The sequence below is a fragment of the Leuconostoc holzapfelii genome (assembly GCF_012396485.1).
Taxonomy (GTDB): Bacteria; Bacillota; Bacilli; order Lactobacillales; family Lactobacillaceae; genus Leuconostoc; species Leuconostoc holzapfelii.
The window spans coordinates 43471-69563 of sequence record NZ_JAAXPO010000004.1; the positions used below are offsets into that span (position 1 = coordinate 43471).

General features: G+C 44.8%; 26 protein-coding genes and 1 pseudogene. 1 reads left to right on the forward strand and 26 read right to left on the reverse strand.

Annotated elements, in window-relative coordinates; translation table 11 throughout:
- Positions 1-56: 56 nt before the first annotated feature.
- From yycF to HF966_RS04245, 10 genes are all read right to left on the reverse strand, one after another.
- Positions 57-764, reverse strand: a complete 708-nt coding sequence (yycF, locus tag HF966_RS04200; RefSeq protein WP_168676543.1) for a response regulator YycF — start codon at positions 762-764, stop codon at positions 57-59.
- A 132-nt stretch (positions 765-896) separates the two neighbouring features.
- Positions 897-1877 (reverse strand): ribose-phosphate diphosphokinase, encoded by a 981-nt coding sequence (locus tag HF966_RS04205; RefSeq protein WP_168676545.1) that lies wholly within the window; start codon positions 1875-1877, stop codon positions 897-899.
- Between the two features lie 143 nt (positions 1878-2020).
- Positions 2021-2518: a thiol peroxidase gene (locus HF966_RS04210; RefSeq protein ID WP_168676546.1), complete on the reverse strand. Its 498-nt coding sequence runs from the start codon at positions 2516-2518 to the stop codon at positions 2021-2023.
- A 39-nt stretch (positions 2519-2557) separates the two neighbouring features.
- Positions 2558-3373: a Cof-type HAD-IIB family hydrolase gene (locus HF966_RS04215; RefSeq protein ID WP_168676548.1), complete on the reverse strand. Its 816-nt coding sequence runs from the start codon at positions 3371-3373 to the stop codon at positions 2558-2560.
- Positions 3374-3519: 146 nt separating this feature from the next.
- Entirely contained in the window at positions 3520-4752 is a 1233-nt protein-coding gene (locus HF966_RS04220) for an MFS transporter (RefSeq protein ID WP_168676549.1), read from the reverse strand.
- Between the two features lie 111 nt (positions 4753-4863).
- Positions 4864-5382 (reverse strand): NUDIX hydrolase, encoded by a 519-nt coding sequence (locus HF966_RS04225; RefSeq protein ID WP_168676551.1) that lies wholly within the window; start codon positions 5380-5382, stop codon positions 4864-4866.
- Positions 5379-6044, reverse strand: coding sequence for an HAD family hydrolase (locus HF966_RS04230; RefSeq protein WP_168676552.1), 666 nt, complete (start codon positions 6042-6044; stop codon positions 5379-5381). Before HF966_RS04230 ends, HF966_RS04225 begins: the two co-directional genes overlap by 4 nt.
- The gene (hisJ, locus tag HF966_RS04235) at positions 6031-6861 is read right to left on the reverse strand and encodes a histidinol-phosphatase HisJ (protein WP_168676553.1); all 831 of its coding nucleotides are present in this window, start codon (positions 6859-6861) and stop codon (positions 6031-6033) included. The genes HF966_RS04230 and hisJ overlap by 14 nt, the downstream gene beginning before the upstream one ends.
- 124 nt (positions 6862-6985) lie before the next feature.
- The gene (locus HF966_RS04240; RefSeq protein ID WP_168676555.1) at positions 6986-9439 is read right to left on the reverse strand and encodes a phosphoketolase family protein; all 2454 of its coding nucleotides are present in this window, start codon (positions 9437-9439) and stop codon (positions 6986-6988) included.
- A gap of 219 nt (positions 9440-9658) precedes the next feature.
- On the reverse strand, positions 9659-10387 hold the full coding sequence (locus HF966_RS04245) for a GntR family transcriptional regulator (RefSeq protein ID WP_168676783.1): 729 nt from the start codon (positions 10385-10387) through the stop codon (positions 9659-9661).
- 79 nt (positions 10388-10466) lie between these two features.
- Between HF966_RS04245 and HF966_RS04250 the strand changes: the two genes are divergently transcribed.
- Positions 10467-10964, forward strand: a complete 498-nt coding sequence (locus HF966_RS04250) for an aminoacyl-tRNA deacylase (RefSeq protein WP_168676556.1) — start codon at positions 10467-10469, stop codon at positions 10962-10964.
- Between the two features lie 34 nt (positions 10965-10998).
- Here the strand turns inward: HF966_RS04250 and dnaB are convergent, their stop codons facing one another.
- From dnaB to HF966_RS04330, 16 genes and pseudogenes are all read right to left on the reverse strand, one after another.
- The gene (gene dnaB, locus HF966_RS04255) at positions 10999-12465 is read right to left on the reverse strand and encodes a replicative DNA helicase (protein WP_168676557.1); all 1467 of its coding nucleotides are present in this window, start codon (positions 12463-12465) and stop codon (positions 10999-11001) included.
- Between the two features lie 2 nt (positions 12466-12467).
- Positions 12468-12920, reverse strand: coding sequence for a 50S ribosomal protein L9 (gene rplI, locus HF966_RS04260; protein WP_168676558.1), 453 nt, complete (start codon positions 12918-12920; stop codon positions 12468-12470).
- Positions 12921-12955: 35 nt separating this feature from the next.
- Positions 12956-14983: pseudogene (locus tag HF966_RS04265) on the reverse strand (DHH family phosphoesterase).
- A 150-nt stretch (positions 14984-15133) separates the two neighbouring features.
- Positions 15134-15418 carry a 30S ribosomal protein S18 gene (rpsR, locus tag HF966_RS04270; RefSeq protein ID WP_004904499.1) on the reverse strand — a complete coding sequence of 95 codons (285 nt, stop codon included), beginning with the start codon at positions 15416-15418 and terminating at the stop codon, positions 15134-15136.
- A gap of 36 nt (positions 15419-15454) precedes the next feature.
- Positions 15455-16000 carry a single-stranded DNA-binding protein gene (ssb, locus tag HF966_RS04275; protein ID WP_168676560.1) on the reverse strand — a complete coding sequence of 182 codons (546 nt, stop codon included), beginning with the start codon at positions 15998-16000 and terminating at the stop codon, positions 15455-15457.
- Positions 16001-16033: 33 nt separating this feature from the next.
- Positions 16034-16330, reverse strand: a complete 297-nt coding sequence (gene rpsF / locus HF966_RS04280) for a 30S ribosomal protein S6 (protein ID WP_168676562.1) — start codon at positions 16328-16330, stop codon at positions 16034-16036.
- Between the two features lie 166 nt (positions 16331-16496).
- Positions 16497-16802 (reverse strand): hypothetical protein, encoded by a 306-nt coding sequence (locus tag HF966_RS04285; RefSeq protein WP_168676563.1) that lies wholly within the window; start codon positions 16800-16802, stop codon positions 16497-16499.
- Positions 16803-16889: 87 nt separating this feature from the next.
- Positions 16890-17723 (reverse strand): energy-coupling factor transporter transmembrane component T family protein, encoded by an 834-nt coding sequence (locus tag HF966_RS04290; protein ID WP_168676564.1) that lies wholly within the window; start codon positions 17721-17723, stop codon positions 16890-16892.
- A 9-nt stretch (positions 17724-17732) separates the two neighbouring features.
- Complete coding sequence (locus HF966_RS04295; RefSeq protein WP_168676566.1) at positions 17733-19433, reverse strand: ABC transporter ATP-binding protein; 1701 nt, start codon at positions 19431-19433, stop codon at positions 17733-17735.
- Between the two features lie 46 nt (positions 19434-19479).
- Positions 19480-20046, reverse strand: coding sequence for an ECF-type riboflavin transporter substrate-binding protein (locus HF966_RS04300; protein WP_168676567.1), 567 nt, complete (start codon positions 20044-20046; stop codon positions 19480-19482).
- A gap of 27 nt (positions 20047-20073) precedes the next feature.
- Positions 20074-20934 (reverse strand): SAM hydrolase/SAM-dependent halogenase family protein, encoded by an 861-nt coding sequence (locus HF966_RS04305; protein WP_168676568.1) that lies wholly within the window; start codon positions 20932-20934, stop codon positions 20074-20076.
- 215 nt (positions 20935-21149) lie between these two features.
- Positions 21150-21689: a hypothetical protein gene (locus HF966_RS04310; RefSeq protein ID WP_168676569.1), complete on the reverse strand. Its 540-nt coding sequence runs from the start codon at positions 21687-21689 to the stop codon at positions 21150-21152.
- A 164-nt stretch (positions 21690-21853) separates the two neighbouring features.
- A complete protein-coding gene (gene adhP, locus HF966_RS04315) occupies positions 21854-22909 on the reverse strand; it encodes an alcohol dehydrogenase AdhP (RefSeq protein WP_168676571.1) in 1056 nt (351 codons plus the stop codon).
- Positions 22910-23081: 172 nt separating this feature from the next.
- Positions 23082-23984: an NADP-dependent oxidoreductase gene (locus HF966_RS04320; RefSeq protein WP_168676572.1), complete on the reverse strand. Its 903-nt coding sequence runs from the start codon at positions 23982-23984 to the stop codon at positions 23082-23084.
- Positions 23985-24121: 137 nt separating this feature from the next.
- Positions 24122-25618: a glutamate--tRNA ligase gene (gene gltX / locus HF966_RS04325; RefSeq protein ID WP_168676573.1), complete on the reverse strand. Its 1497-nt coding sequence runs from the start codon at positions 25616-25618 to the stop codon at positions 24122-24124.
- A gap of 181 nt (positions 25619-25799) precedes the next feature.
- Positions 25800-26021, reverse strand: a complete 222-nt coding sequence (locus HF966_RS04330; RefSeq protein WP_168676575.1) for a hypothetical protein — start codon at positions 26019-26021, stop codon at positions 25800-25802.
- Positions 26022-26093 lie beyond the last annotated feature (72 nt).

Consider the following 26093-nt stretch of genomic DNA (forward strand, 5'->3'; position numbering starts at 1 on the left):
CAACCACCCTGGCCTTGTCGCAGCAAAATAACTCGCACGAGATACGATCATGCTGTTCACTCCGCTTCAGGGCGTAGGTAATAACCAACACCGCGACGTGTCGCAAGCCAATTGGGGTGACTTGGGTTGTCTTCAATTTTTTCACGCAAACGACGCACGGTCACATCAACTGTGCGGACATCGCCAAAGTAGTCATAGCCCCAGACTTGTTGCAACAAATGTTCACGTGTCATCACTTGTCCAATGTGTTGGGCGAGATAGTATAACAACTCAAATTCTCGATGGGTTAATTCAATATCTTGTCCCGACTTTGAAACCATATAAGCCTGAGGATGAATCGTTAAATCACCTAGCTCAATATCTTCAGTGTTGACCACCGTTTCATCAGTATGTTGCGCCACTGCCTTACGACTGCGTAAATTAGCTTTGACGCGTGCCACCAATTCACGGTTTGAAAATGGTTTCGTCACGTAGTCATCAGCACCCATTTCAAGGCCTAGCACTTTATCGATTTCAGAATCTTTGGCGGTGACCATAATGACTGGCACTTCTGATTTTGAACGAATTTGGCGTAAGACTTCTACCCCATCAATTTCAGGCAACATTTGGTCTAACAAAACAAGATCTGGCTTCTCGTCATTAAACAGCGTCAAGGCCTCCTGACCGTCAGCTGCCGTGACCACATCATAGCCCTCTTTTGTTAAATTAAATTTTATGATATCTGAGATTGGTTTCTCGTCATCCACAACCAAAATTTTACTCATGGACATGCTCCTCACGCGTCTTTACTAGTTTATTTATCTTTAAGTATATCATTTTTATGCCATTTTGTAATATATTGCACAAAAAAAGCCGAATAATCGACTTTTATCAACCCTATCGGCAGTAACCACAGCTTAATGCGACCGACGATGGAAACGGTTTTTAAATAGTGATGAGATCGCTTCATTGTTACTGATACGACGAATCGCTTCACCAATCAATTCACCCACTGAAACAATTTCTAATTTATCAAACTTCTTATCTTCTGGTAAGTTGATTGAATCTGTCAAAATCACCTTAGTAAACGCGGAGTTTTGGAGGCGTTCTACTGCTGGACCTGAGAACACAGCATGCGACGCGACAACATAGACTTCTTTAGCCCCATTTTCCATAATCAATTGGGCGCCTTGCGTAATCGTGCCAGCCGTATCAATCATGTCATCAATCATGATAGCTGTCTTACCTTGTACGTCACCAACAATGCTACCGACTTCCGCCACGTTTGGCTTTGGTCGACGCTTATCAATCACGGCCACCGGTGCTTCTAATTCCAACATGTTGTTCAAATTACGCGCGCGGGTCATACCGCCGTGATCCGGTGATACCACCACCGCATTTTTCTTATCTGCAATACCAGACTCAATCAAATAATCTGCTAACAACGGGGCCCCCTGCAAATGATCCATTGGAATATCGAAGAAGCCTTGGATTTGGGCCGCATGTAAATCAAGGGCCAAAACACGCGTTGCCCCTGCACGTTCCAACATGTTAGCCACAAGCTTAGCAGTAATTGGTTCGCGTGAACGTGCCTTACGGTCTTGACGCGCGTAGCCGTAATAAGGCAACACGACATTAATTTGGTTCGCTGACGCACGACGTAGTGCGTCAATCATAATCAACAATTCCATCAAGTTATCGTTGACTGGGGCAGCAGTTGATTGGATAACAAAAACGTTATCCCCACGAATGCTTTCCTCAATGTTAATCTGTACTTCACCATCCGCAAAGCGCTTCACAGATATTTCACTCAAAGGCACACCCACAGATTCAGCAATCTTTTGTGCGAGTGGTTCATTTGAACTTAAAGAAAACAGTTTCAGTTTAGGTTCTGGCATGTTTGGCTCCAAATGTTTTATGTAAATTTAATGTCCCTGTTTATTTTATCAAAAAAAAGGCATAAAAGCCACCAGCCGTCAACCGAATGTACGGGATTAAAAAAACAGGCCCACTTGCATTATGGCCTGTTTGAAGTTAAATTTTAAGCTTGTAATTCGCGCAAAACACGCAAAGCATCGTCGTAATCAGGTTCTTCTGACACTTCTGGCACAACTTGTGCATAGCGCACAACACCTTCTGAATCCACAATATAAACCGCACGAGCATCAAAGCCTTGTGACGGAATGTAAAGCTTTGTAGCGTAACCAAATGATTCTTGTTCATCAGATAGCATCCGCAAATTCTTAACGCCTTCAGCAGCACACCAATCGCTTTGTTCAGCCACAGTGTTAGTTGAGATTGTTAAGAATTGAATCCCTTCAAATTGGTCGACTGTTTGGTTAAAGTGGCGCGTTTGCAACGTGCAAGTGCCTGTATTTAAATCAGGTACCACCGAAATCAATAACAATTGCCCAACCAAGTCAGCCGTTTTAACCTTATCACCATTTTGGTCTTCCAACTTAAAGTGTGGCAAAGTTTCACCAACCTTTAAGGGTTCCCCGACAAGGGCTGTTACTTCACCTTCTAATAAAACATCCATTTTTGCGACCTCCGCATTTATTATTTTAAGTTATGCCACTTAATTGAGTACAAATTTTTCAATGGCGCGTGCCACACCAGAGTCGTTATTGCTTGCCGTTTCAAAATCAGCAATGGCCTTGAGGCTTGGAATCGCATTGCCCATGGCAACACCCACACCCGCTTGTTCAATCATCGAATAATCATTCGCTTGATCACCAATCGCCATCGTGGCAGCATGTGGTACGCCCAGCTCATCAGCTAACGCAAGTAAGGCATGCCCCTTTGACGCTTGTCGTGCAATAAATTCAAGATTATTAGCCGTTGAACGAATCACATTAACATGGTCACTAATGTCGGCAGGGACTGCCGCTTGGACGGCGTCCAAGGCATCACTTTCCGCATTGGCAATCGCCTTAATAAAAGCGACATTTTCCAACTCAGCTTCAGAATCAAGCACATATAATGGCAAGTTCACTAAACTATTTTCAAAGCTTGCCCAAGGATGAATGCGGTGATGCGTTGTGTACGCTGCATCATGCGATTCTACTTGCACATAGGTGTCTTGAGCGGTCATAAAGGCATTAATTTTTTGAAATTCTGATACTGCTAATGGCTGCCGATACAATGTTTTTTGCCCATCTGCGGTTTGGACCAAGCCACCGTTATAAGTAATCACATATTGATTGGCGCCGGTAATATTTAGTCCTGATAAAATATCTTGTACCCCAGGCAATGGGCGGCCTGTGGTAATCACAATTTTCACACCCTGCGCGATGGCCGCTTGAATGGCCTGCTTCACTGCGGGGGTGATTTCATGGCGATCATTGATGAGTGTGCCATCAATATCGATTGACACAATTTTAATTTCTGACATTTATTTACTGTCTCTACAACAACGCTACTACTCCTGTTGCCGCTTCCCTCCATTTAAAATCAGCGCGACACTAGTCATTTGCTGGTTACCTCAACCTGACGTCATGCTTAATAATATTATATCAAAGACCGCAACGACAAAACACATCATCTTGTGCGATTTTCACGTAACATTTGGACAGCCAGATACGTGAATAAAATACTGATCCCCGTTGCCGTTAAAAGTAGCAAAGCCGCACCAACATTACCCACAAATACTGAAGCACTGACAATACCTGAGGCTAAAATCGCCCCGATAGGGCGTGTTGCCGCACTAAAGCCACTATACGCACCAATTTTTTCTGGATTCATCATTTCAGCCCGTAACGATTGACTGGCTGGTGTGACAATCATTTCTCCAATCGTCAAGATCACCGCAACAATTAACAGTGGCCAAAAGTCAGTGAGCAAAAACATCACGGCAAATCCGCCACCTTGCAGTGCCGTACCAAGTGCACTGGCCTTCATTTCCGACCATTGTTCAAATAATTTCGTCATCCAACCCATCAACACCACAATGATCAAAGTATTGGTAATCGTCACGACTGATAACATGCGCTGACCAAAAATCGTCACGCCAAATAAATTAATGGTGTGAAACTGTTCTGCTAGATGGGCTGCCAAATAATAATCTGGTGATGAAAAAATGATTGTTGCCCCAATACTGGCTACCATAAATTTAAGATAACGTTGGTCAGAAAATACGGTGCGATAGCTTTTAACGGCAGCCCAGACAGACTGCCCATGTGCCGGACGCTTTTCTTTCGGAAATGTCTCTGTAATCCACACTATCACAATGCCTAGGCTCATGAATGCCCCCAGTGCTGTGCCAATCAGCAATTGAAAACGCGCTGTTTTAAAGAACCAACCACCTAAACCTGCCCCAATCATCACGGCTAAATTAATAACCCAGTAAATCATGGCGTAAATAAATTTACGATTTTTCACCGTTGACACATCAATCATCATCGCTTCCTCAGCCGGCGAAGCAAAACTCAGCCCAACAGTGGCCATGAGAAATCCGAAAAAAGTGACATAGGGATTGATATAAAACGGTGAATTCATGCTGGCTGCTAATAGATAACCCAGGGACATGACTGCAATACCAACCACCATGACGTGTTTTCGGCCCCACAAATCAGCTAGATGACCGCCGTAAAGTCCGGCAATAAAGCCGGCAATTTGCACCAAGACTAATAATATCCCTGTCGAAAAAGCACCAAAGTAATCAACATAATAGATGGTCATGTTGGGCCCAACAGATGAACCAATGGCCACCGTGATAAACATCATCACAATACGGAGTTGAATATTTCGATCCAATTTAAAAAATGCAGCCATTCGGCCCTCCTATTTTGTTCTTAATTAAGACACAAAAGAAATATGGCAGCACACCAGTCTCGTGCGCAATTCGCCATATTTCTCCTAGCTTTCATCGTGTTTAACAACGCATTAAAATAACAAGGATTTCGCCGCATCAAACAAATGATTGTCATCAAAGCCATTCGCCGTGTTAATGGCCATTGCTTCAGCAAGGCTGACCCACCGCACAGCAACCACTTCTGTGGTTTGCAATTTAAAAGTCATCGGCGCATCTGGTAAACGTAAAGCGTACCAATCCTCAAGCCAATCCGCATAAGATAATGTCGTGATAAAACGGAGTTGTTCTTGTGAAACGGCTAGGCCCAACTCTTCAGATAATTCACGCACCAAGCCTTGGCGACTTGTCTCCCCGGCTAACACCGAACCACCGGTATCCGCCGTCCAAATTCCTGGATGACTCAACTTATCAAACGCCCGTTGTTGCAATAAAATGTCACCTTGTGCGTTGAACACCAAGCCATTAGTCACGAGATGATAATCTCCTACTGCAAGTTGGTCGCCCCGCGCATGGGTACGTCCAGTCGGATTTTTTTGCGCATCATAAACATCCCAAAGTTCACCTATTTGATCAGCACGTGTGGTTGTCATCTTAGTAGCACCTCCGCTAAGGCCGCTCGCGTAGACACCAGATAATCGGGCTGTGCTTGCCGCAACTTCGCTGGTTCATGTGATCCCCAAGTGACGCCAACCGATGTCATGCCGGCCGCATTACCGGCGTCGATATCAAACGTCGCATCGCCGACCATTGCTGCGCGATCGGCTGACAAATGATAATCCGCAAGCGCTTGCAGTAACCCATCTGGCGCCGGTTTATAAGCAACCACGCGGTCGGAGCCATAAATCGCTGTAAAATACTGATCAAGTTTTAAAATCGCGAGATTTCGTTGTGCTATGGCTGTTTTTTTGCTCGTCATCACAAATAATTGCTGCTTATTGTCCACAAGCTGTGCTAAAAGTTCAGGCATACCCGAAAACGCTTGAATGGTTGCTGTCGATTCACCGGCTGCATACGCCGCTCGAAACGCATGAAATAAGGTTTGCAACGCTGATTCATCCAAGACATTTGCTGACAACAATGGGAAGGATGTTTCGATTGGGACACCTTGATACATCACAATTTCTGCCGCTGATGGCACTGGCAAGCCTTGTTGGGCAAAGGCTGATTGCGTGGCGAAAACGGATAACTTTTCAGTATTTGCAATCGTACCATCGAAATCAAAAAATATAGCGTGATAGTTAGGCTTGGTCATCTGCTAATACCTCACGAAGTTCTGAAAAATACCGCCCCACATCACTTACCTGATGGGCATCTGAGCCATAAACAATGTCAACGCCCATGTCTTGCGCCGCATTCACAATGTCAAACGCCGGATAGGTTGCACCATTTTCAACTTCGCCAAGTCCTGCCGCATTAAATTCAAGTGCATAGCCGCGTGCTGCCATAATCTGCAAAATATCCCCAATCATTTGATAGATATCATCGGCATAATCTGGCAGCGCCAATACCTTTTGAAATTTTTTCACCAGCCCCAAATGGCCAATCCTAACAGGCACATCAATACCCAAAACTGCTTCAATGCTTTGTGCAACAACCTTGAAATATTGTTGATAGAAGACCTGAGGATTAACGAGCATCTGGTTAAATTGGGTCATTAACAGCGCTGCTGAATAATCAATGGGCGCTATTTGGCCGCTATCATCTGGCAGCAAGTGAACAGCCAATACAATTTCATCCACCCAATCTTGATTTTCACGCAAGAATGCGCGCATTTCACGTTCATGGCCGACGATATAGTCCACCTCAAAGCCACGCTTAATCTGAATTTGATCACCATATTTTGTCATCAAGCGCGCCGTTTCAGCCTTAACTTGGGCAATATCGTACTCGCTCACCACAGCATAATCTTCTGGTAAAGCTAAATCTCCTAGCAATGGGGCATGTTCAGTGATGGTGTAAGTATCAAACCCCAAGGCAATTGCACGTTCAATATAGGCATCAAAAGGCTCATTTGAATTTTGATGTGAATAGGGTGTGTGCGTGTGACCATCTTTTTTTTGCAACGTCATACCGGACTCCTTCTCTCAATAGTTATCTTTATTTTACCGATAAGCACACAAAAAAGCGAACCAGATTTCTCTGATTCGCTTGCTTTGAATGAATAAACTTTAAGGTGATTGCCCATAGGGTGAATTACTTCAAAGGTGACCAGTTCCATTCAGTAAATTCTTCGATATCGCGACCTTCGTTGCGAGTCACTTCGAAGTGCTTTGCCAAAGTTTCGTCCATCTTAGCGATGAATGTATCAGCAGCAGCTTGATCAATTGTGCCGTTAGCTGACAAGATTTCTGCAGCTTCCTTAGCTTGGTGGAAACGATCCAAGTGTGAGTAAACACGCATGTCATATGTTGTTGTGATGTCACCATCTTCACGGTAACCGTGAACATAGACATCACCCTTGAACTTGCGTTCGAAGAAGAATGATTCTACCAAGTTTTCATAAGCGTGGAAGCCGAAGATAACTGGCTTGTCAGCTTGGAAGAACTTGTTAAATTCTTCGTCAGACAATTCACGTTCGTCGTTCAAATGTGATTCTGACTTCTTTTGCAAACGAAGCAATTCAACAACGTTGACATAGCGGAACTTAACTTCTGGGAAGGCTTGGTTGATCAACCACAAAGCGGCCAAAGTTTCGATTGTTGGTTCTGTACCAGCTGATGCGAATGTAATATCTACATCGCCTGAAGGTGCAGTAGAAGCCCAATCAATAACCTTCAAACCTTCGTTAGCCAATACATCAGCTTCATCAGCAGTAAACCATTGTTGACGTGGTTGCTTTGAAGCAATAATCAAGTTAACCTTGTGACGTTCTGAGAAGGCACGGTCTTGAACAGCCAACAATGAGTTACCATCGGCTGGCAAGTATTCGCGGATGAAGTCAGACTTCTTTTCAGCCAAGTGTGTCAACATACCTGGATCTTGGTGAGTGTAACCGTTGTGATCTTGTTGGAAGGCAGTTGATGTTGCAATCAAGTTCAATGATGGGTAATCATTACGCCATGCTTGTTCTGAAGCGTGACGCAACCACTTGAAGTGTTGTGTCACCATTGTGTCGACAACACGCAAGAATGATTCGTATGATGCGAAGATTCCAACACGACCAGTCAATGTGTAACCTTCTAGCCAACCTTCAGCTTGGTGTTCTGACAACTGTGAATCAATGATACGACCTTCTGGGCCGACGTATTGATCGTTTGGTTCCTTAACTTCTTCCATCCATTGACGGTTAGTTGTGTTAAAGAGATCCCACAAACGGTTTGACATTGTTTCATCAGGTCCGAAGACACGGAATGAAGTTGGGTTTAACTTTGCAACTTCTTCCAAGTATGATGAAAGTGTTGTCATGTCCATGTTTTGCGTTGTCTTTGGCAATTCATGTCCACGGTTTTCACTTGTAATGTCGTTTGTGAATTGACGCCAATCTGGCAATGTCAAATCAGTTGCCTTTTCGCCGCGGCGACGACCACCGTTAGCGATTGGGTTAGCTGACATACGCTTGTCACCCTTAGGTGCAATCGCCTTCAATTCATCCTTCAATGAACCATCAGCATTGAACAATTCTTCTGGCTTGTATGAGTTCATCCATGCTTCGAATTGTGGCAATGTGTCAAGCTTGTGTTGTTCCAAAGGCAATGGCACTTGGTGGGCACGGAATGAATCTTCGATAGGGTTACCATCTTCATCGTGCGTTGGACCACCCCAACCCTTTGGCAAACGTGCAATAATCACAGGCCATGCAGGAATTGTACCATCTTCATACTTACCGTTTTCACGGGCATCCTTTTGGATAGCCAAGATGTCTTCAATCGCTTGGTCAAAGACCTTAGCAGCGATTTCGTGGTATGCAGCATAGTCATGAATGTCATCGTTTTCGATGAAGCGTGGTGAGTAACCCAAACCTTCAAAGAACTTTGTGATTTCTTCATCGCTCATACGTGAGAAGATTGTTGGGTTTGAAATCTTGAAACCATTCAAATCCATGATTGGCAAAACGGCACCATCGTTCTTGGCATTCAAGAACTTTGTTGAATGCCATGAAGTCATTGATGGACCTGTTTCGGCTTCACCATCACCAACAACGGCGAAAGCGATTTGGTCAGGGTTGTCCAAAACAGCACCGAAGGCGTGTGACAATGAGTAACCCAATTCACCACCTTCATGCAATGAACCTGGTGTTTGCGCTGTCATGTGTGATCCGATTCCGCCAGGGAATGAGAAACGCTTGAACAAACGGCTCATACCAGCCAAATCTTGTGTGATTTCTGGGTAATCTTCAGTATATTCGCCATCCAAGTAAGCGTTAGTAACCATAACTTGGCCACCGTGTCCTGGACCACCGATATAGAACATGTTCACGTCATACTTGTTGATCAAACGGTTTGCGTGTGCATACAAGAATGTTTGACCTGAAATTGTTCCCCAGTGACCGATAGGCTTAACTTTAACGTCTTCGGCTTGGATTGGTGTGTTAGTAACTGAGAACAAAGGGTTGCTCTTCAAGAAGATCATCCCCGCTGACAAATAGTTGGTTGCACGCCACCACTTATCAACAAGTTCCAAGTACTCTTTTGAATCGAAATCTGCCATGAGATTAAGTACTCCTTATTTTTTGAGAGAATCGTAAACCACGAATCTTTCTCCGTTATTTACTCTTCAAGTATAACCGATTATGGTTATTTATTCAAGACAGCACGCTTGATTGGTTGATTTTATTTTTAATTTTGGTTGGTGCAGAACCACTATTGGTACGGTCCAATAATTCAACAACTTAATCACACATAAAAAAACGCCCCCAAACAGGCGTTTTTATTCGGAATCAATACTGACAAAGGCATTATAGCGTAAATACTTATAGTGTAGACGCATGGTTGAAAATTCCAACGGTGTCCCATCATCCATAAAGAAAATCCCTTCCATGATACCAACTGGCTCTTTTTCTGAGAGTTCTAATAAGGCTTGATCTTCTTGGTTTGACGGTTCAGCCATGATCGTCATAAAGGATTTCGTCACGGTCCGGTTTTTAGTATTTTCAACGTATTCATACACGGAACCTGACACAATTTCCTTATTTAACCCAGGCAAGACGTTAATTGGTACATAGCCACGTTCAATCATGAACGGTACACCTTCCAAGCGACGCAGACGCTTAATTTCATACACAAAATCACCGTCATTTAAAAACAACGCTTGCTGTTGCACTGGCGTTGCTGGCACGACTTGAAAGTCTAATAACTCAATACTTGGCGCTTGGCCGGCCACACGAAATGAATCGGAGACCCCGAGATTAGAGCCTTCGTGTTGGAACAATTCGTGATTTTTTAAATAGAGTGGATTGACAAATGTACCACTCCCACGCTTTTTAAAAATCACCCCTTGTTGTACCAGCACATTTAACGCACGTTTAATGGACGAACGCGACACACCGTATTGTTCTGCTAGTGTACGTTCATCTGGTAATTTCAACGCTGGAAAGGCGCCGTTATAAATTTTCTGTTTTAAATCCGCTTGCACGGTCACATAAATCGCTTCTGACATCATGTAAACTAGTATAACACAAATTGGTCGGACCGCAATCCTTTTTGGTTACCCCAATTTATGTTAAACTAGAAACATCATGGCAAAGAAAAAAATTAAAAAAACACTACCCGAACAAGTAATGGACAAACACGGCGTGCCCTATACACCGCTGACGCTCAATGTTTTAGACAAAACGGCAGCGCAACGCGATGCTATTCTCGCTGAATTCGGTGTTGCTCACGAAGACATCTATAAAACATTGGCGGCCACTGGTGATAAAACCGGCCCCGTGATTGCTGTTATCCCAATCACCCAACACCTCTCGTTGAAAAAATTAGCGGCCGCCTCTGGTAACAAAAAAGTGACCATGCTGCCCCAAAAAGTATTGCAACAAACAACCGGTTATGTTCATGGCGCCAATAATCCAGTGGGGATTTGGCACACAAAACACTTTCCAATCTATCTTGACTTAACAGCACAATCAGCCCCTTATTTTTTGGTCAGTGCTGGTGAGTTAGGCCGAAGTGACCAAATCAACCCGACTGATCTCGCGCAATTAGTCGCCGCCCCTTTCGTCGATTTACTAGAAAACTAGCCCAACAAAAAAGACAGTCAGCAGACTGTCTTTTTTACCATCCAGGATTGCCATTAGGACCAGCATTCATATCATCACGATATAACGGTGCCATCGGGCTAAATTTAAAGGTTGGCTTATTAAACATTAATGTCGCCGTGCCCCGCGCACCGGCACGGTTCTTTTCCAAAATAATTTCAATTGGCACCGCTTCTTCTTCATCACGTGGATCAGCATCACCATCATCATCGCCACCGTCATTGCGATAATAATCATCACGATACAAAAAGGCCACGATATCGGCATCTTGTTCGATTGAGCCTGATTCACGTAAATCAGATAGCACCGGCCGCTTGTCTGTGCGTTGTTCAACACCACGGCTCAATTGGGCCAACGCCAAAATTGGTGTGTGTAATTCTTTCGCCAATTTTTTAATCGACCGCGACACTTCAGACACCGCCTGTTGCCGACTTTCAGTGTTATTAGATTCGATCAAACCCAAATAATCAATAATGACCATGCCGATAGGATGCGGATTATTGGTCCGCTGGTCAACTGACATATCATTCACGAGATCCTTTTCCAGCTTGCGTAGTTTCGCACTAATCTGGTTAATTTTAATCCCCGCTGTATCGTCCATGTAAATTTGCATGTTCGCCAATGACTGCATAGCTAACGTTAATGATTGCCAATCTTCTTGCGTCATCTGACCTGTGGTCAAATGATTTGAATCAATCGCACCTTCCGCAGCGACTAAACGGGTCACCAAGTCAACGGCGCCCATTTCCAAGCTAAACACAACCACCGGCACTTGCTCCGCCTTGGCAACGTTTTTAGCAATATTAAGCACAAAGGCTGTCTTTCCCACCGCAGGGCGTGCGCCGAGGACAATCATTTGATCCTCACGAAAGCCATGCGTCAATTTATCTAATTCTGGATAGCCCGTGGCCAAGCCAACAACGTCATTGTCGTTGGCGACTGCTTGATCGAGATTGGCTTGAAAGGCTTGCAAAACGTCTTTAATCTTTTGAAAATCATCATCGCCACGGTTTTCCGCCAAATTATCCAAATTACGACTTAACGTATCTAAAATCTCTTCACTGGGCGAGGCGGCATCATAGGCCAATGACATACTGCGGGTTAATGTTTCAATCATACGGCGCAAAATTGCCTTCTCGCGAACAATGTTAGCATAATGTTTTAAGTTAGCCGACGACGCTGAGGATTCAGAGATTTCAGCAAGATAGGCCATGCCCCCAACATTGTCTAATTGCTGTAAACTATTGAGTTTATCTTGCAACGTGAGCATGTCAATGGGGCGCTGCTCATCAACCAATTGCTGCATCGCTTTAAAAATCGTTTGGTGTGCTTGCCGATAAAAATCATCGGCTTCTAAAATGGCACTAGCGGCCACCATCGCATTATCAGATTTGACGTCAAAGAAGATGGCTCCAAGTACGGCACGTTCAGCATCGACATCTTGTGGGGCTTGTCTATACTCGTAGGCTTCTGGGTTGTCCATACTTATCCCTCGCTGACATGAACACGCAAGTCGGCCGTGACATCACGGTGCAGTTTCAAAGGGACGGTTGTATAACCAAGAGCATGAATCGGTTGGTTCAATTCCAACTTGCGCTTATCCACTTTAATTTGCTTTTGTTCGGCGAGTGCTGCCGCAATTTGCTTTGAAGAAACAGCACCAAACAAGCGGCCGTCAGCGCCGGACTTCCCCTTAATTTCGACAACAAACGCGTCATCTTCAATGGTTGTTTTTAACGCTTGTGCCTCTGCTAATAATTCAGCTGCAGCCTTTTCTTCAGCCTTTTGGCGGCCTTTGACGGCCCCTAAGTTTTTACCAGTAGCTGGTTCAGCCTTCTTATTTTTAATCAAAAAGTTGTTGGCGTAGCCATCTGGGACCTCTTTAATTTCACCTTTTTTACCACGGCCCTTAACGTCTTCTAAAAATACAACTTTCATGTGTTACTCCTCCAAATATATGTTTCTCAAACCAGCTATTCATCGACATTTTCTGCCAAAATTTCAAGCAATTGCGCATTAACTTCTGCTGTTGTGGCATCAACAATTTGTGTTGCCGCATTCGACAAGTGACCACCGCCGCCCATCGCTTCCATGATGCGTTGCACATTGCGTTGCCCAGTGGAACGCGCAGAAATACCCACACGGCCATCCGCGCGTTTTGTGATGACAAACGACGCATCCACACCACTAATTTGCAGTAATTAATCCGCTGCTTGTGCCGTAATGAGACCAGAATAGGTCATATCATTTTCACCACAAACAATCGCATGATTCGCCTCAACGACAGCCAAATTGATCAAGTGCGTCCGCGCCTTGAAATCGGTAAACTTTTCCTTCATAAAGGATTGAATCAAATTGCTGTCCGCCCCATTAGCACGCAAATAACTCGCCGCATCAAATGTACGTGATCCCGTCCGTAACGTAAAGTTCTTGGTATCAATTTGAATCCCACCCAGCATAGCCGTTGCTTCCAATTTCGTAATTGGTGCATGACTTTGGTCTTGGTATTGCAACATTTCAACGACTAATTCTGAAGTTGATGACGCGTAGGGTTCAACATACGTCAGCAATGGCTTTTCATCTAAGCCTTGTTCTGACAAACGATGATGATCAATGACAACCACACGATTGGCCAGGCGTTCCAAAAGATTGGGTGCGCTCGTAATGCTCCCTTGCGCATGATCGACCAAAATGAGCAACGTATTATCCCGCACCAATTTCATGGCGCGTGATTCATCAACAATTGAATCATTAATATTAGAACCTGGCGCCACAATTTCTGGTGGGTTCTTACGGATTTCAGCGAGCAATAAAGTAATATCACTATAAACCGACTTTTCATCAATAATCAAAAAGGCCGGTTTGTTTTGTGTTTGCGCCATCCGCCAGATGCCTAATCCCGCACCAACTGCATCCAAATCTGGGGTGGCATGGCCGACAATCATGATATTGTCAGCTTGTTCCATCAATTCAGCAACTGTTTGTGAAATCATGCGGGCACGCACCCGTGTCCGCTTTTCCATTGGGTTTGTCGCCCCACCATAAAAGCGGGCCGCAGCCTGATTAGACTTCACAACAACTTGATCACCACCACGTCCTAAGGCCAAATCCAAGTTAGTTTGCGCCATTTTGGCTAATTTAATAATATCTTGCTCACCGTAGGCAATCCCCATGGATAAGGTCACCGGTGAGTTTTGCTGGGCAGTCGCCTCACGAATCGCTTTCAATACGGAGAACTTATCATTTTCAGCCTCTTGGAGCGCCGTTTGATACCCAAACATCACATAATGCACCGTATTTAAGCGACGCAAATAAATATGCCGTTCCGCTGCCCAATCGGACAACGCACCGGTAACATAGGTGCGCAACGTCGAAGTCTCTGATTCACTCATGCCTTCAGTGACTTCTTCATAATTATCAACGGAAATCAAACCACTGAATAATTGATGGTTTTCGTATTCTGTTGCAATTGCGGCATACTCGCTAATGTCCATCATATAGATAACCCGCAAGTTTTGCTGAACATACAACGAAAATTGTTTGCCCTGCCACGTAATCGTATTGGTTGCCCGCGCATCCGAATATTTTTTGACATCAGCGGCCAACTGTTCGTCTAGTTGTGCCAAAGTTAAGCCTAAGACATCGCGTTTCTCTAAATAAGCTTGCATGTAGGGATTGATCCAATCAATCTTCCCTGTTGGATTCAGTAAAATAAGCCCAATCGGCATGCGAATTAACGCTTCTTGTTCACTCCGAGAAATCCGGTATCCCAGACCCGTGAGATACTCTTGCGCATTTTCGTTCACTTCTTGCAGTGCACGAGCCGAATAAATTAAACCAACCAACACAACCACCAGCCAGATTAAGCCAAATACCCAATTCACCAGCAGTGCAAAAAAGACGCTCATGACACTAACGGACAACAATAATAACGCGACCGTGCCTAATTTTGTACTTTGAAAAAATATAGGTAACGTTTTAAAATCAAATCGTTTTTTCACAAGTAACCTCAATATCTTCCTATACCATTTACTCACCTTATCGGTAAGGCAAAAAGTCCCTTATACTATTTTACCACAGTTGCCGATGCCCAAATTAAACAAAAAAAGACCCAGAATGAGATCTGAGTCTTTTAATAGACAAGGAAGACATTAGTCTTCGGTCACGAATGGCAACAAAGCCATGATACGTGCACGCTTGATAGCAGTTGTCACTTTACGTTGGTTCTTGGCTGAAGTACCAGTCACACGACGTGGCAAGATCTTACCGCGTTCTGAGATAAAGCGTTCCAACAATTCTGTGTTCTTGTAGTCGATGAATTCGATGTGGTTGGCTGCAATGTAGTCAACCTTACGACGACGACGTGGGCCGCCTTGTGGACGACGTGAACGTTGTGGACGTTCTGAATTTTGTGGACGTGAGTTTTGTTCTGACATGATTAAAGCTCCTTTCGTAATGTTGTAAGTTATATTTTAAAATGGTAAATCATCATCTGATATATCAATTTCTGTTTTGCCACTTGCCGCAAATGGGTTAGGGGCATCATTTGTTGGTGTGGTTGCTTGCGGGTTAGCCCCTTGGCTCGCCGTAGCAAACGGATCAACACCACCAAATGTATTATCACTTGGCGCACCGAATTGCCCACCTTGATGAGATGGTTCTGACGACCCATTTTGGGCACGTCGCTTATCGCTTTCAGCGCGTGATTCAAGTAATGAGAAATTATCAACCACAACCTCGGTCACGTAAACACGTTGCCCTTGGTTATTTTCATAATTCCGTGTTTGCAAACGCCCTTCAATGGCAACAAGTGCGCCTTTTCCAGTAAAGTTTGCAAAGTTTTCAGCTGCTTTACGCCAAATCACGGCGTTAATAAAGTCAGCTTCACGTTCACCAGCTTGGTTGGTGAACTGGCGGTTAACTGCCAAACTAAATGTACCGACGGCTGTACCCGATTGGGTAAAACGTAATTCCACATCGCGGGTCAATCGCCCAATCAATACTACTCGATTAATCATATTAAAAGCTCCTTCACCAGTGGAATATCAGAATTATTCTGCGTCGCGCTTGATGATCATGTGACGCAAGATATCGCGAGAGATCTTTGCCAAACGATCAAATTCGTTGATTGCCGCATCGTCTTCTGCAGTGAAGTTGATGATGTGGTACACGCCTTCGCGGTAACCAGCAACTTCATAAGCAAAACGACGTGTTGCCCAATCAGCAGACTTAGCAATTGTTGCACCGTTTTCAGTCAAGATACCGTCAAAGCGTTCTACGAGCGCCTTCTTTGCATCTGCTTCCATATCAGGGCGAACGATGTAAGTCAATTCGTATGATGTAGCCATGTTTATTTCCTCCTTTTGGTCTCTGGCAGCCTTGGCTGCAAGGAGTGCTTGCACTTTTGTGCATTCACAATTATTAATGATACTACAAAGTACCATGTGATTTCAAGTGTTTCACGGAATTTTCCAACTGGTCATTGACATGATACGTCAAACCCTCACCCACAACTTAACTTTCCTGGGTAAATTCAATTTCTAACAAGGCCGCTGTCATGCTGTCAATAAAATCATCATCTTGTAACTGGGCTAAGATCTGAGCATCTGAACGACCAGCCAGCCCCGAAAAAATGTTGGCCACGACTTGATCCCACATGGCATCAGCTTCACGTGCCAATTTCACGGTGCCATAACGTGCACGTGGAACACGTTGCGCATTTTCTGCGGCTTGAAAAGCATACGCCTTATCGACCACAGTCTGGACACTTTGTGCTGACAGCGACGCCTCTAGCGCCTGTCGAAAAGCTTGATGTTGCATACTCATTTTCTCCATTGCGAACTCATACTGTGCTTTCCATTATAAGAACAAATGTTCGCTTTGTCAACAAGTAACTTGCCAAGACATTCAGCTTGTATGAAACGGATTATACAAGCGCCCATGGTTACTGAATAATAAGCCGATACCTACACCAACCACGACTAGCGCACCCAAAATCACAATCACATCACGGTTTTTAAAAGCTTGTTCTTGATACCAAGAACGTTGTTTTTCTCGACCAAAACGGCGTAACGCCATTGCCTGACTAATCGTGTCAATCCGATTTAAGCTCGTAAAGACAAGCGGTAGAATAATCTGCACTGCCCCTTTTGACCTTGCCCATAGGGTGGCTTGTTTTGAGATTTCATAGCCGCGGGCTTGCTGCGCTAAGCTAATTGTCTGATAGTCACGCTGCACATCAGGTATATAACGTAACGTAATAGCAAAAGCATAGGCAATTTTATAGGACACGCCAATCTTATTGAGTCCAGCTGCGAATTCACTTGGATTCGTGGTAAATAATAAAATAATAGCTAGTGGCAAAGAAAAGAGGTACTTCAATAATAAATTACACTCGTAGAAAACCTGTTCTTGGGTCAACGCCCAATAACCTCGCCCGATTAAAACGTGTCGCGTGCCATAAAGTTGTACACCGTATTGCGGCGCCAACACAGCAACCATGATTAAATTGATGACGGCAAAAATTAACACCAGTTTCAACATGAATGCATACTCGCGGTATTTAATTTGCGCACTTCTCATTAAAGCAATGGCAAGCACGCCTAACCCAAGTAAAAAGCGCGTATCATACGACAGCATGCCAATGCTCGTTAACGCCAAAAAACCAACCAACTTAGCCGTGCCAGTTGTTTGGTTTAACCAGGTATGACGCTGTTTGTAGCCAAATAAAGTATTGTTCATCGTGATCTCTTACACTTTGTTGTATCCATGTGTCTGCTGCTGAATGGCGGCATTTAACTCCTCGGGACGCGCAATCTGTAACCGTGCTGCTAATTGATAGATACTTGTGGTCCGCAAGCTTGCTGCTTTGACTAATGCCTCATCAGCTAATAATTCAGCCGGTGTCGTATCCGCCAAAAGCTGGCCGTCAACTACCACTAAGGCGCGTTGGACAAAATTCGCCAGCAAATGCATATCATGGGTAATGATAACAATCGTCACTTGTTCTTGTTGATTAATTTTGGTTAAAAATGTCAACAATTCTTGCGTATGCGTTGCATCTTGCCCAGCTGTCGGTTCATCTAAAATCAAAATTTTTGGTGACAGTACCAAGACTGCTGCGATGGTGACCCGTTTTTTTTGGCCAAAACTTAACGCAGCGATCGGCCAGTTGCGCATCTCATCAAGATCCAACAACCGCAACACCGCGCGCACGCGCGTCTCAATTTCGTCAGTGGTCACTTCACGCAACACCAGCCCACTGGCCACTTCGTCATACACCGTGCTTTTCGTGAGCATGTGGTTCGGATTTTGCAACACATAACCAATGTTTTCGGCACGTGTTTTAATGGATTGGGACAAGACCGACTGGCCATCAAGTTGAATATCACCGGCATCCGGCATTAAAAACCCTGTTAATAAGTGCGATAACGTTGTCTTCCCTGAACCATTTTTCCCAACAATACCTAATATTTCGCCTTGATGAATTGTGGTGTTAAATTGCTCAAAGAGCGGTTGGTTTTTGTCATATTGAAAATCCAAGTGAGCAATTTGGAGTTGCGGTTGTGTGTGCACTGATGGCTGAATCGGGACCCGTAATTGGGCAATCGCTGTGGCGTGTGCCGCCACATCTACGCGTTGGACATCCGCCACGTCCGGTAACTGTCTAACATCTACCTGTGCTTGGCGTAGCAGTTGAATATACAGCGGTTCATCTAATCCATATTGTGGTAAAATACCGGCCTGTAAGATAGCCGTTGGCGTATCATTGGCAACGATGCGCCCTGCCGACATCACAATCATACGATCTACGTTGGCTCGCAAAACTTCCTCAATGCGATGTTCAATAATCACCACCGTTAAATCACGTGCGGCCTGTAACCCATCGATCATGGTCATTGCTTCCCAACCCGCTGCTGGATCAAGACTTGCTAAAGGTTCATCAAATAACAGTAACTTCCCGTCATCGACTAACACACCCGCCATGGCAGTCCGTTGTTTTTGCCCACCAGAAAGCATTTGTGGTGTTAAATCTAACCGCGCACCTAACCCGAATCGGCGCGCCCAAGTAGCCACAGCTTGTTTAATCTCGGCAACTGGGCGATGGTCGTTTTCTAACGCAAACGCGATATCTTCCGCCACCGTCAACCCAACAAACTGGGCATCTGAATCTTGCAAGACGGTGCCTGCTTGTAATGAGAGCTCAGATAACGTCTGGTCTAAAATGGCACGCCCATTAAGCGTGAGTTCTCCGGTTAGATCGCCCGTATAAGCATGCGGGATTAAACCATTGAGTAACCGTAATAAGGTCGTCTTTCCCGAACCAGAAGCACCAGCAATTAAGACTTTTTCGCCAGGGAAAATTTGCAAACTCACGTCATGTAACGTCGGTTCTGCTTGGGCATGATATTTAAATGTCACATGTTGTAAGTCGATGATTGGGGTTGTCATGATTCTGCCTTAATAATCTTATGTACGCAAGCTCAGCTTGCTTGATTTATTCGCGACGTAGACTACTCTTTTTGGGGCGTGACTTCACATAAGCCACTAATAACAACGTCCCAATAATTGCCACGGATAATGTATTCACGACAGCCGCTACTGCACCTTGAAGAAAAACCTTTTGGGCAGCTTCCTTATAAATTAATATATCGCCGATTGGTGCAATGATCACCCATACAACAAGGTTTGATACTGCCTGCCAAAGGTTGAATTGCACAATTTTCTTCGTGGTTAGCTCACCATATGCCAACGCGAGGCTTCTTTTGCTAAGACCCAAAAGTAAGCCAAAGATCCCATCAGCCAGCACCCAAGACCACCAAGGCGCACCATAGGTCACGGCATCATTTAACGTGTGCCCAATCAAACCAACCAACAAACCAACAACTGGGCCGAACAGACCCGCAATTAAGGCTAACCAACCTTCCGCAACGTTAATGGTCGTATTGGGAACACCTGTTGGAATAGCGATAAACTTCATGAGTACGAAGAAGACCGCTGCGCCAATACCAGTTGCCACAACTGATCGCACTGACAGGCCATCTGACTTTTTTTGCTTTACCATTATTTTTTCCTCTCTTTCTACCTGATGTCACATTTTTTTAGTGAGGGTTACCGCCCAATCCGGACCCGCACCCACATGATACATTTGTTCAAAACTGCCGGTATGAACCCCCAGCGCCACAGTGTACACCGAATTAATGTAAATCAAAGGTTCACCTGGTGCCACATCCGTAAAGGTGTGCACATAAGGTAACGCTGCTTCAAACATCACACGCCCTTGATGCTTAATCTGAACGGCCAATGTGTCACCATACGTCAAGCTGAGTTTTTCAAATTCACGCACTGGAATATTTGACCACAATGAACCAAAATTGACATCAGTAATATCGATATTGCCCACGACTTGTGGTTCATCAGCTGGCGTGGCTTGATATTGCCCTGGGTGAATCGGCAGCTGCACTAATTGTTCGACCGGTACGACTTGCTGATAAGACTCATAGCGTACTTGACCACTGGCCAGTTGCGCGCCGTTATACGCATAGATATCTCGGCCGTGAAATGTGGCTGATTTTTCTGACCCAGGCAAACGTTGCGTTGTTTCGTTAATCACTCGTGCACTTTCAATCAAACCATGAGCAATTAAGTGAGAAAGTGTGCCGTTATCTGGGGTCACAATGTAATGTCCCGCTGTCGTTTTAGCAATAATAGACAACCGTTTTGATCCCACGCCTGGATCCACCACCGACACAAAGACCGTCCCCGCTGGCCAGTAATTTACCGTTTGAAAGAGGCGAAATGAGCCCTCAAAAATATTAAACGGCGTAATCCCATGGGTTAAATCACTAATGGTGATGTTATCCGCCACGGAATAGGCGACACCACGCATTGAGCTCACGGCCCCGTCCTGCAAGCCAAAATCTGTTTGTAAAACGAGCTGTTTATTCGTCATATCATACGTCTGTCTACAGTCATCAGCACGCTGTAGCTATCCTTTTCAAGTCTTTGCCAATAAAAAGCCCTGTTAATCACTGTGATTAGCAGGGTGCGACAAACAGAGATTCGCGTCCCGTTTGACGTTATGTCAGCCAGAATTGACTTGTCATCGCTTTATTAACTTACCTAAATTTTAAGATAATTCTTATTTTTTGTCAATTTTCTTATTATTTAGTCGGGCAAGATAATCTGTGTTGTAGGGCCTTGTGTCGGCTGCGTTTCTTGTTGTTCTTGCACTAAATAACTTGGGAATAAAGTGAGTGATTTCTCAGCAAATCCCACAACTGATGACCCCAAAATACGCGTCACTAATTCCAATAAGCGTTCTTCAAACGTTGGTTTGTCAATTTGTTCAATTTCAGGCTTCAAGGCCTGTTGATACATATTGATGTGCACATGTGGCATGAGGGCATACTCACGGCCAATTAACGCAGCCCATTCTTCAAAGACCTCACTAGGAATGTCGTCATCATCGTTAGCGATTGGCATGAAATTCACACTGAATGTGTTGTTGGCTTCGCCCTCTTCATCAAATTCAGCTTGGGTGATGCGACCTTCTGTTAATTCTGTCGCATAGTCAAAATCATAAACGCGCCGTTCATCGAAAAGATGAATAAAGCCAGCTGTTGCTTGATCTTCACTGGCAGTATCGACAACACGCAAAATACGATCACGTTGACCATTAAAAAGTTGTTGAGTAAAGTACGGCATGCCTTATCACTGTCCTGCTTCCACTCGGAAAACAGCACATTTCCTCCAATACATTTGTTACCCAATTCTAACACAGGCACACCAAAACTGCTATGACTGAAACCATTGTGCGCGTGGCTATGCCGAACAAAAAATCGCCACACACGTGACGATTTTGTCTATTTTTACAACGTCGTAAAGTCAAAGACTTTACGTCCAGTGATTTTACCTGCCTTCATTTCATCAATCACGGCATTCATCTCTGAAAAGGCAACCTTTTCAACAATTGGCTTTACCTTACCTTCTGCGCCAAATTGGAAGGCTTCCTTCAGGTCGGCACGTGTTCCCACCAATGAACCGCGGACTTCAATGCCATCCAAGACCGTTTTAGCAATATTCAAGGCCATGTTACCTTGTGGCAAAGCCACCGCAACCAACTTCCCCATTGGGCGTAGTGAATCAACAGCTTGATCAAAGGCCGCAGCATTCACCGCTGTCACCTGCGCGTTGTGCACGCCGCCGGTTGCTTTTTGCACTTCAGCCGCTACATCAGCCACTTGCTTACGGTTAATCAAGACTTCCGCACCATTTTCGCGCGCAGCTGCCAACTTGTCTTCGTTGCCGTCAATGACGGCAACGTGTGCGCCGAAGACATTGTGGGCATATTGAACCGCCAAATTACCTAAACCACCGGCACCATGCACTGATACCCATTGCCCAGGCTTCGTCTCACCGACCTTCAATGACTTGTACATTGTCACACCGGCACAAGTAATTGAAGTGGCTTCAACAGGGTCCAAACCTTCTGGCACTTTAACCGCATACTTGGCGTTAACCACTGCTTGTTGTGACATGGCACCATCCACCGTATAACCTGAGTTGCGAACCTTACGGCAGAATGTTTCGTTGCCACTGACACAAAAGTCACACACACCACAAGCATCATAGAACCAAGCAATCGAAACGCGATCACCAATCTTCAAATAATCTTCAGCCCCTTCGGCCAACTTTGACACACGCCCCACACCTTCATGCCCAATCACGCGACGGAAGTTACCATTGCGTTGGCCTAATTCATTCGGGTTACCAAAGTCCGCACCGGCCACGTGCAAATCAGTGTGACACAAGCCAACGTATTCCATATCTACTAAAGCCTCACCAAAGGCCAAAGGCTTTGGTGTCCAATCGTCAATCAAATCAACATATCCATCGGGATTTTCACGTACTACTGCAGCTTTCATTTTAACTATGCTCCTTTTTCATGTGAATTATTTTACAAGTAAATTGTAACTGTTTTTTTTGGATTTGTAAACTTTTATCTTGACGAATTGGCACTTTTTTTACCACTTAAGTGAAAAAAATCACTTTAACTTACAAAATAAAAGTATATCTCAAAAAGATATACTTTTTCATCTAATCAAAGGTTAAGACCAACTTCCCAACCACATGGTGTAATGTTTGAAAATATCTCACGTTGGCCGCGTTAAACGGGCGCTCGTCTGCAATTAACAGCGTGACCTGTCCATCAGCAATCAAGGCTAATAGCGCCGCCAATTGTGCCCCACTGGCTTGCAAATAACTTTGCGTCACTCGTGGGTCATCAACACTGTCAACAAGCGACACCAACCGGCCATCTGGTTTCAACACCTGGCACGATGCGCGCAACGTTTCCCCACCAATCGTATCTAAAACAGCATCTACACCGTCTGGCATGGCTTCGGTTAACGTTGTGGTCTGATAATCAATGACCTGTATGGTCGGATCAATGGCTCGAATGGCTGCTGCGCCCGCACCATGTGCCGTCGTGTAGATCTGTCCGGCACCTTGCCGCTTAGCCAATTGAATCGCCATCATACCAACGGCACCTGCCCCGCCATGAATTAACACGGTTTCCCCTGGCTGGATGGCTAAATCTGTCATGATCATTTGATAACCCGTTTGGGCCCCGAGTACTGACGCCGCGGCTTGTACATCACTCACTTGAGCGGGAATCTTGGCCAGCAAAGACTGCCCAACGGCCACTAGTGCCGCATAACTTTTTAAATGCGTCGATGCAGCAACACGGTCCCCAATTGCAAATTCAGTCACTTCCGAGCCAATAGCCACGACAACACCCGCCACCGATGACCCCGGAATGAGCGGCGTTGGCTTGTCTGTGCCCATTAACCCTTGACGAAACTTGACATCGTATGGGTCAATAGCGGTCGCATGTTGCTTGACCAGTACCTGTTTAGGCTTCAACACTGGCTGGGGTGCGGTATTCGTGTCTACTAACACCTCTGGTGCACCATAATCTAACATTTCAACTGCCTTCATCTCAATCACCTTTGCTTTCATATCTGTGCGCTGTTTATCCCTATTGTAGAGCAAGCGATGACAAAAGTCGCGTCATTAAGGACAAAAACGTCTGCAATTGCTTGGTCATCACCAAACAACAGCAGACGTTTTTATTTTCAGGCTAAGTATTTTGCTTTGACATCGGCCATGGTTGCTAGGACCTTGTCTTTTTCCAATACGACTAACATTTCTGGCAAGTTTGGTCCTTGCACTTCATGGGTTGTCGCGATACGAATTGGATTCCACAAGTTGCGACCCTTGATTTCAAGTGTGCTTTGAATCTCACGAATCACCGTCATATAGTCTTCTGCGGTCGCTGATTCTGGCAAAGCTGTATACGCTTTTTCCCAAGCTGCAAAGACCTGACGACCGTCATCAGAGGTGAGATAATCGACCATTTCATCTGTTACGTCACTGAGTTCAAAGAAGGGGCGACGTACTAAGTCAACAATTTCGCGTGTGTATGAAATACCTTCCACACCGGCAACTTTAATGACTTGTGTTAACCAATCGCGCTTCGTTTCCGCATCTTCTGCACTAATTAAGTCGGCATTCACCAATTCTTGAATCAATTGTGGCATCACTTGATCCAAATCACGACGCATCCATTGGTTGTTAATCCATTCCAACTTCTTTTGGTCAAACTTAGCGTTGGCCTTTGACAGACGCTTTTCGTCAAACATTTGCGTGAATTCTTCAAGTGAGAAGATTTCATCTTCACCCTTTGGTGACCAACCTAACAAACCAATAAAGTTCACCATGGCTTGTGGTTGATAACCCAATGCCTTGTATTGTTCCACGAATTGCAACACGTTTTCATCACGCTTTGACAACTTTTTACCTGTCTCACCGTTGATAATCAAAGCCATGTGCCCAAACTTTGGGACATCCCAACCCAACGCTTCAAAAATCATCATTTGCTTGGGTGTGTTTGAGACGTGATCATCCCCACGCAACACGTGAGAAATCTTCATCAAATGATCATCGACAACCACCGCAAAGTTATACGTTGGCATCCCATCGGCTTTTTGAATGACCCAGTCACCACCAATTTCCTTGGCACCGATTTCGATATGCCCCTTCACGATGTCATCCCAAGCATAAACCTTTTCTTCGGGGACACGGAAACGAATGACTGGCTTTAGGCCCTGTGCTTCAAATTCAGCATACTTGGCTTCACGTTCTGCGTCCGTCAAACCTTCATATTCATAGACATAATGTGGGGCTTGCTTAGCGGCTTGTTGCGCTTCACGTTCAGCAGCCAGTTGTTCAGATGTCTTATAAGACTTATACGCCAAGCCCTTTGCCAACAATTCATCAATAAATGGTTGGTAAATGCCTTGGGCGTTACGTTCTGATTGGCGGTATGGGCCGTAAGCGCCAGGCTTTTCTGGTGATTCATCCCAGTCTAAACCAAGCCAAGCCAAATTCTCTAATTGTGACTTTTCCCCGTCAGCGATATTACGCGCCAAATCAGTATCTTCAATACGGATAATAAATTGTCCGTTGTAATGGCGCGCAAAAAGCCAGTTAAAGATTGCGGTACGCGCGTTACCAATATGTAAATGTCCTGTTGGTGATGGGGCATAGCGAACACGAATGTCTTCTGTCATGTGATATAAAGTGTGCAGCCAATCAATCAGGCGACACACATTTCCTCCTCAGTTACACGGTTTATCCCGTTATTTATCTACTCTATTGTACAACATTCCCTTGGCAAAATTCCAATGGGCCTCATTTTCACAAAACAAAAGGCCAGGTGGTTAACCTGCCCTTTAAACGTTATTAATTTGTCTAGTGACGATGAGATTGGGTCAGCTCATCTTGTGGTCGTGTTAAATGCCTCACCATCGTTAACCAGTGATATATGACCCATCCCAATCCTGCCATGATCATGAGCAGGATTGCCATAACGGCGACTTTTCCCCACCAGATCAACGCATCGCTAAAACCAACTAGTAACAGCAGCCAACCTGTCCCAATTTGAACACCAGCAGAATAGTGGCCATCATACACCCTAACCACCAGCGCCCCCGATACCCTGTTTCACGTGAAACATAACGATATAACCCATTATGCACCGCAATA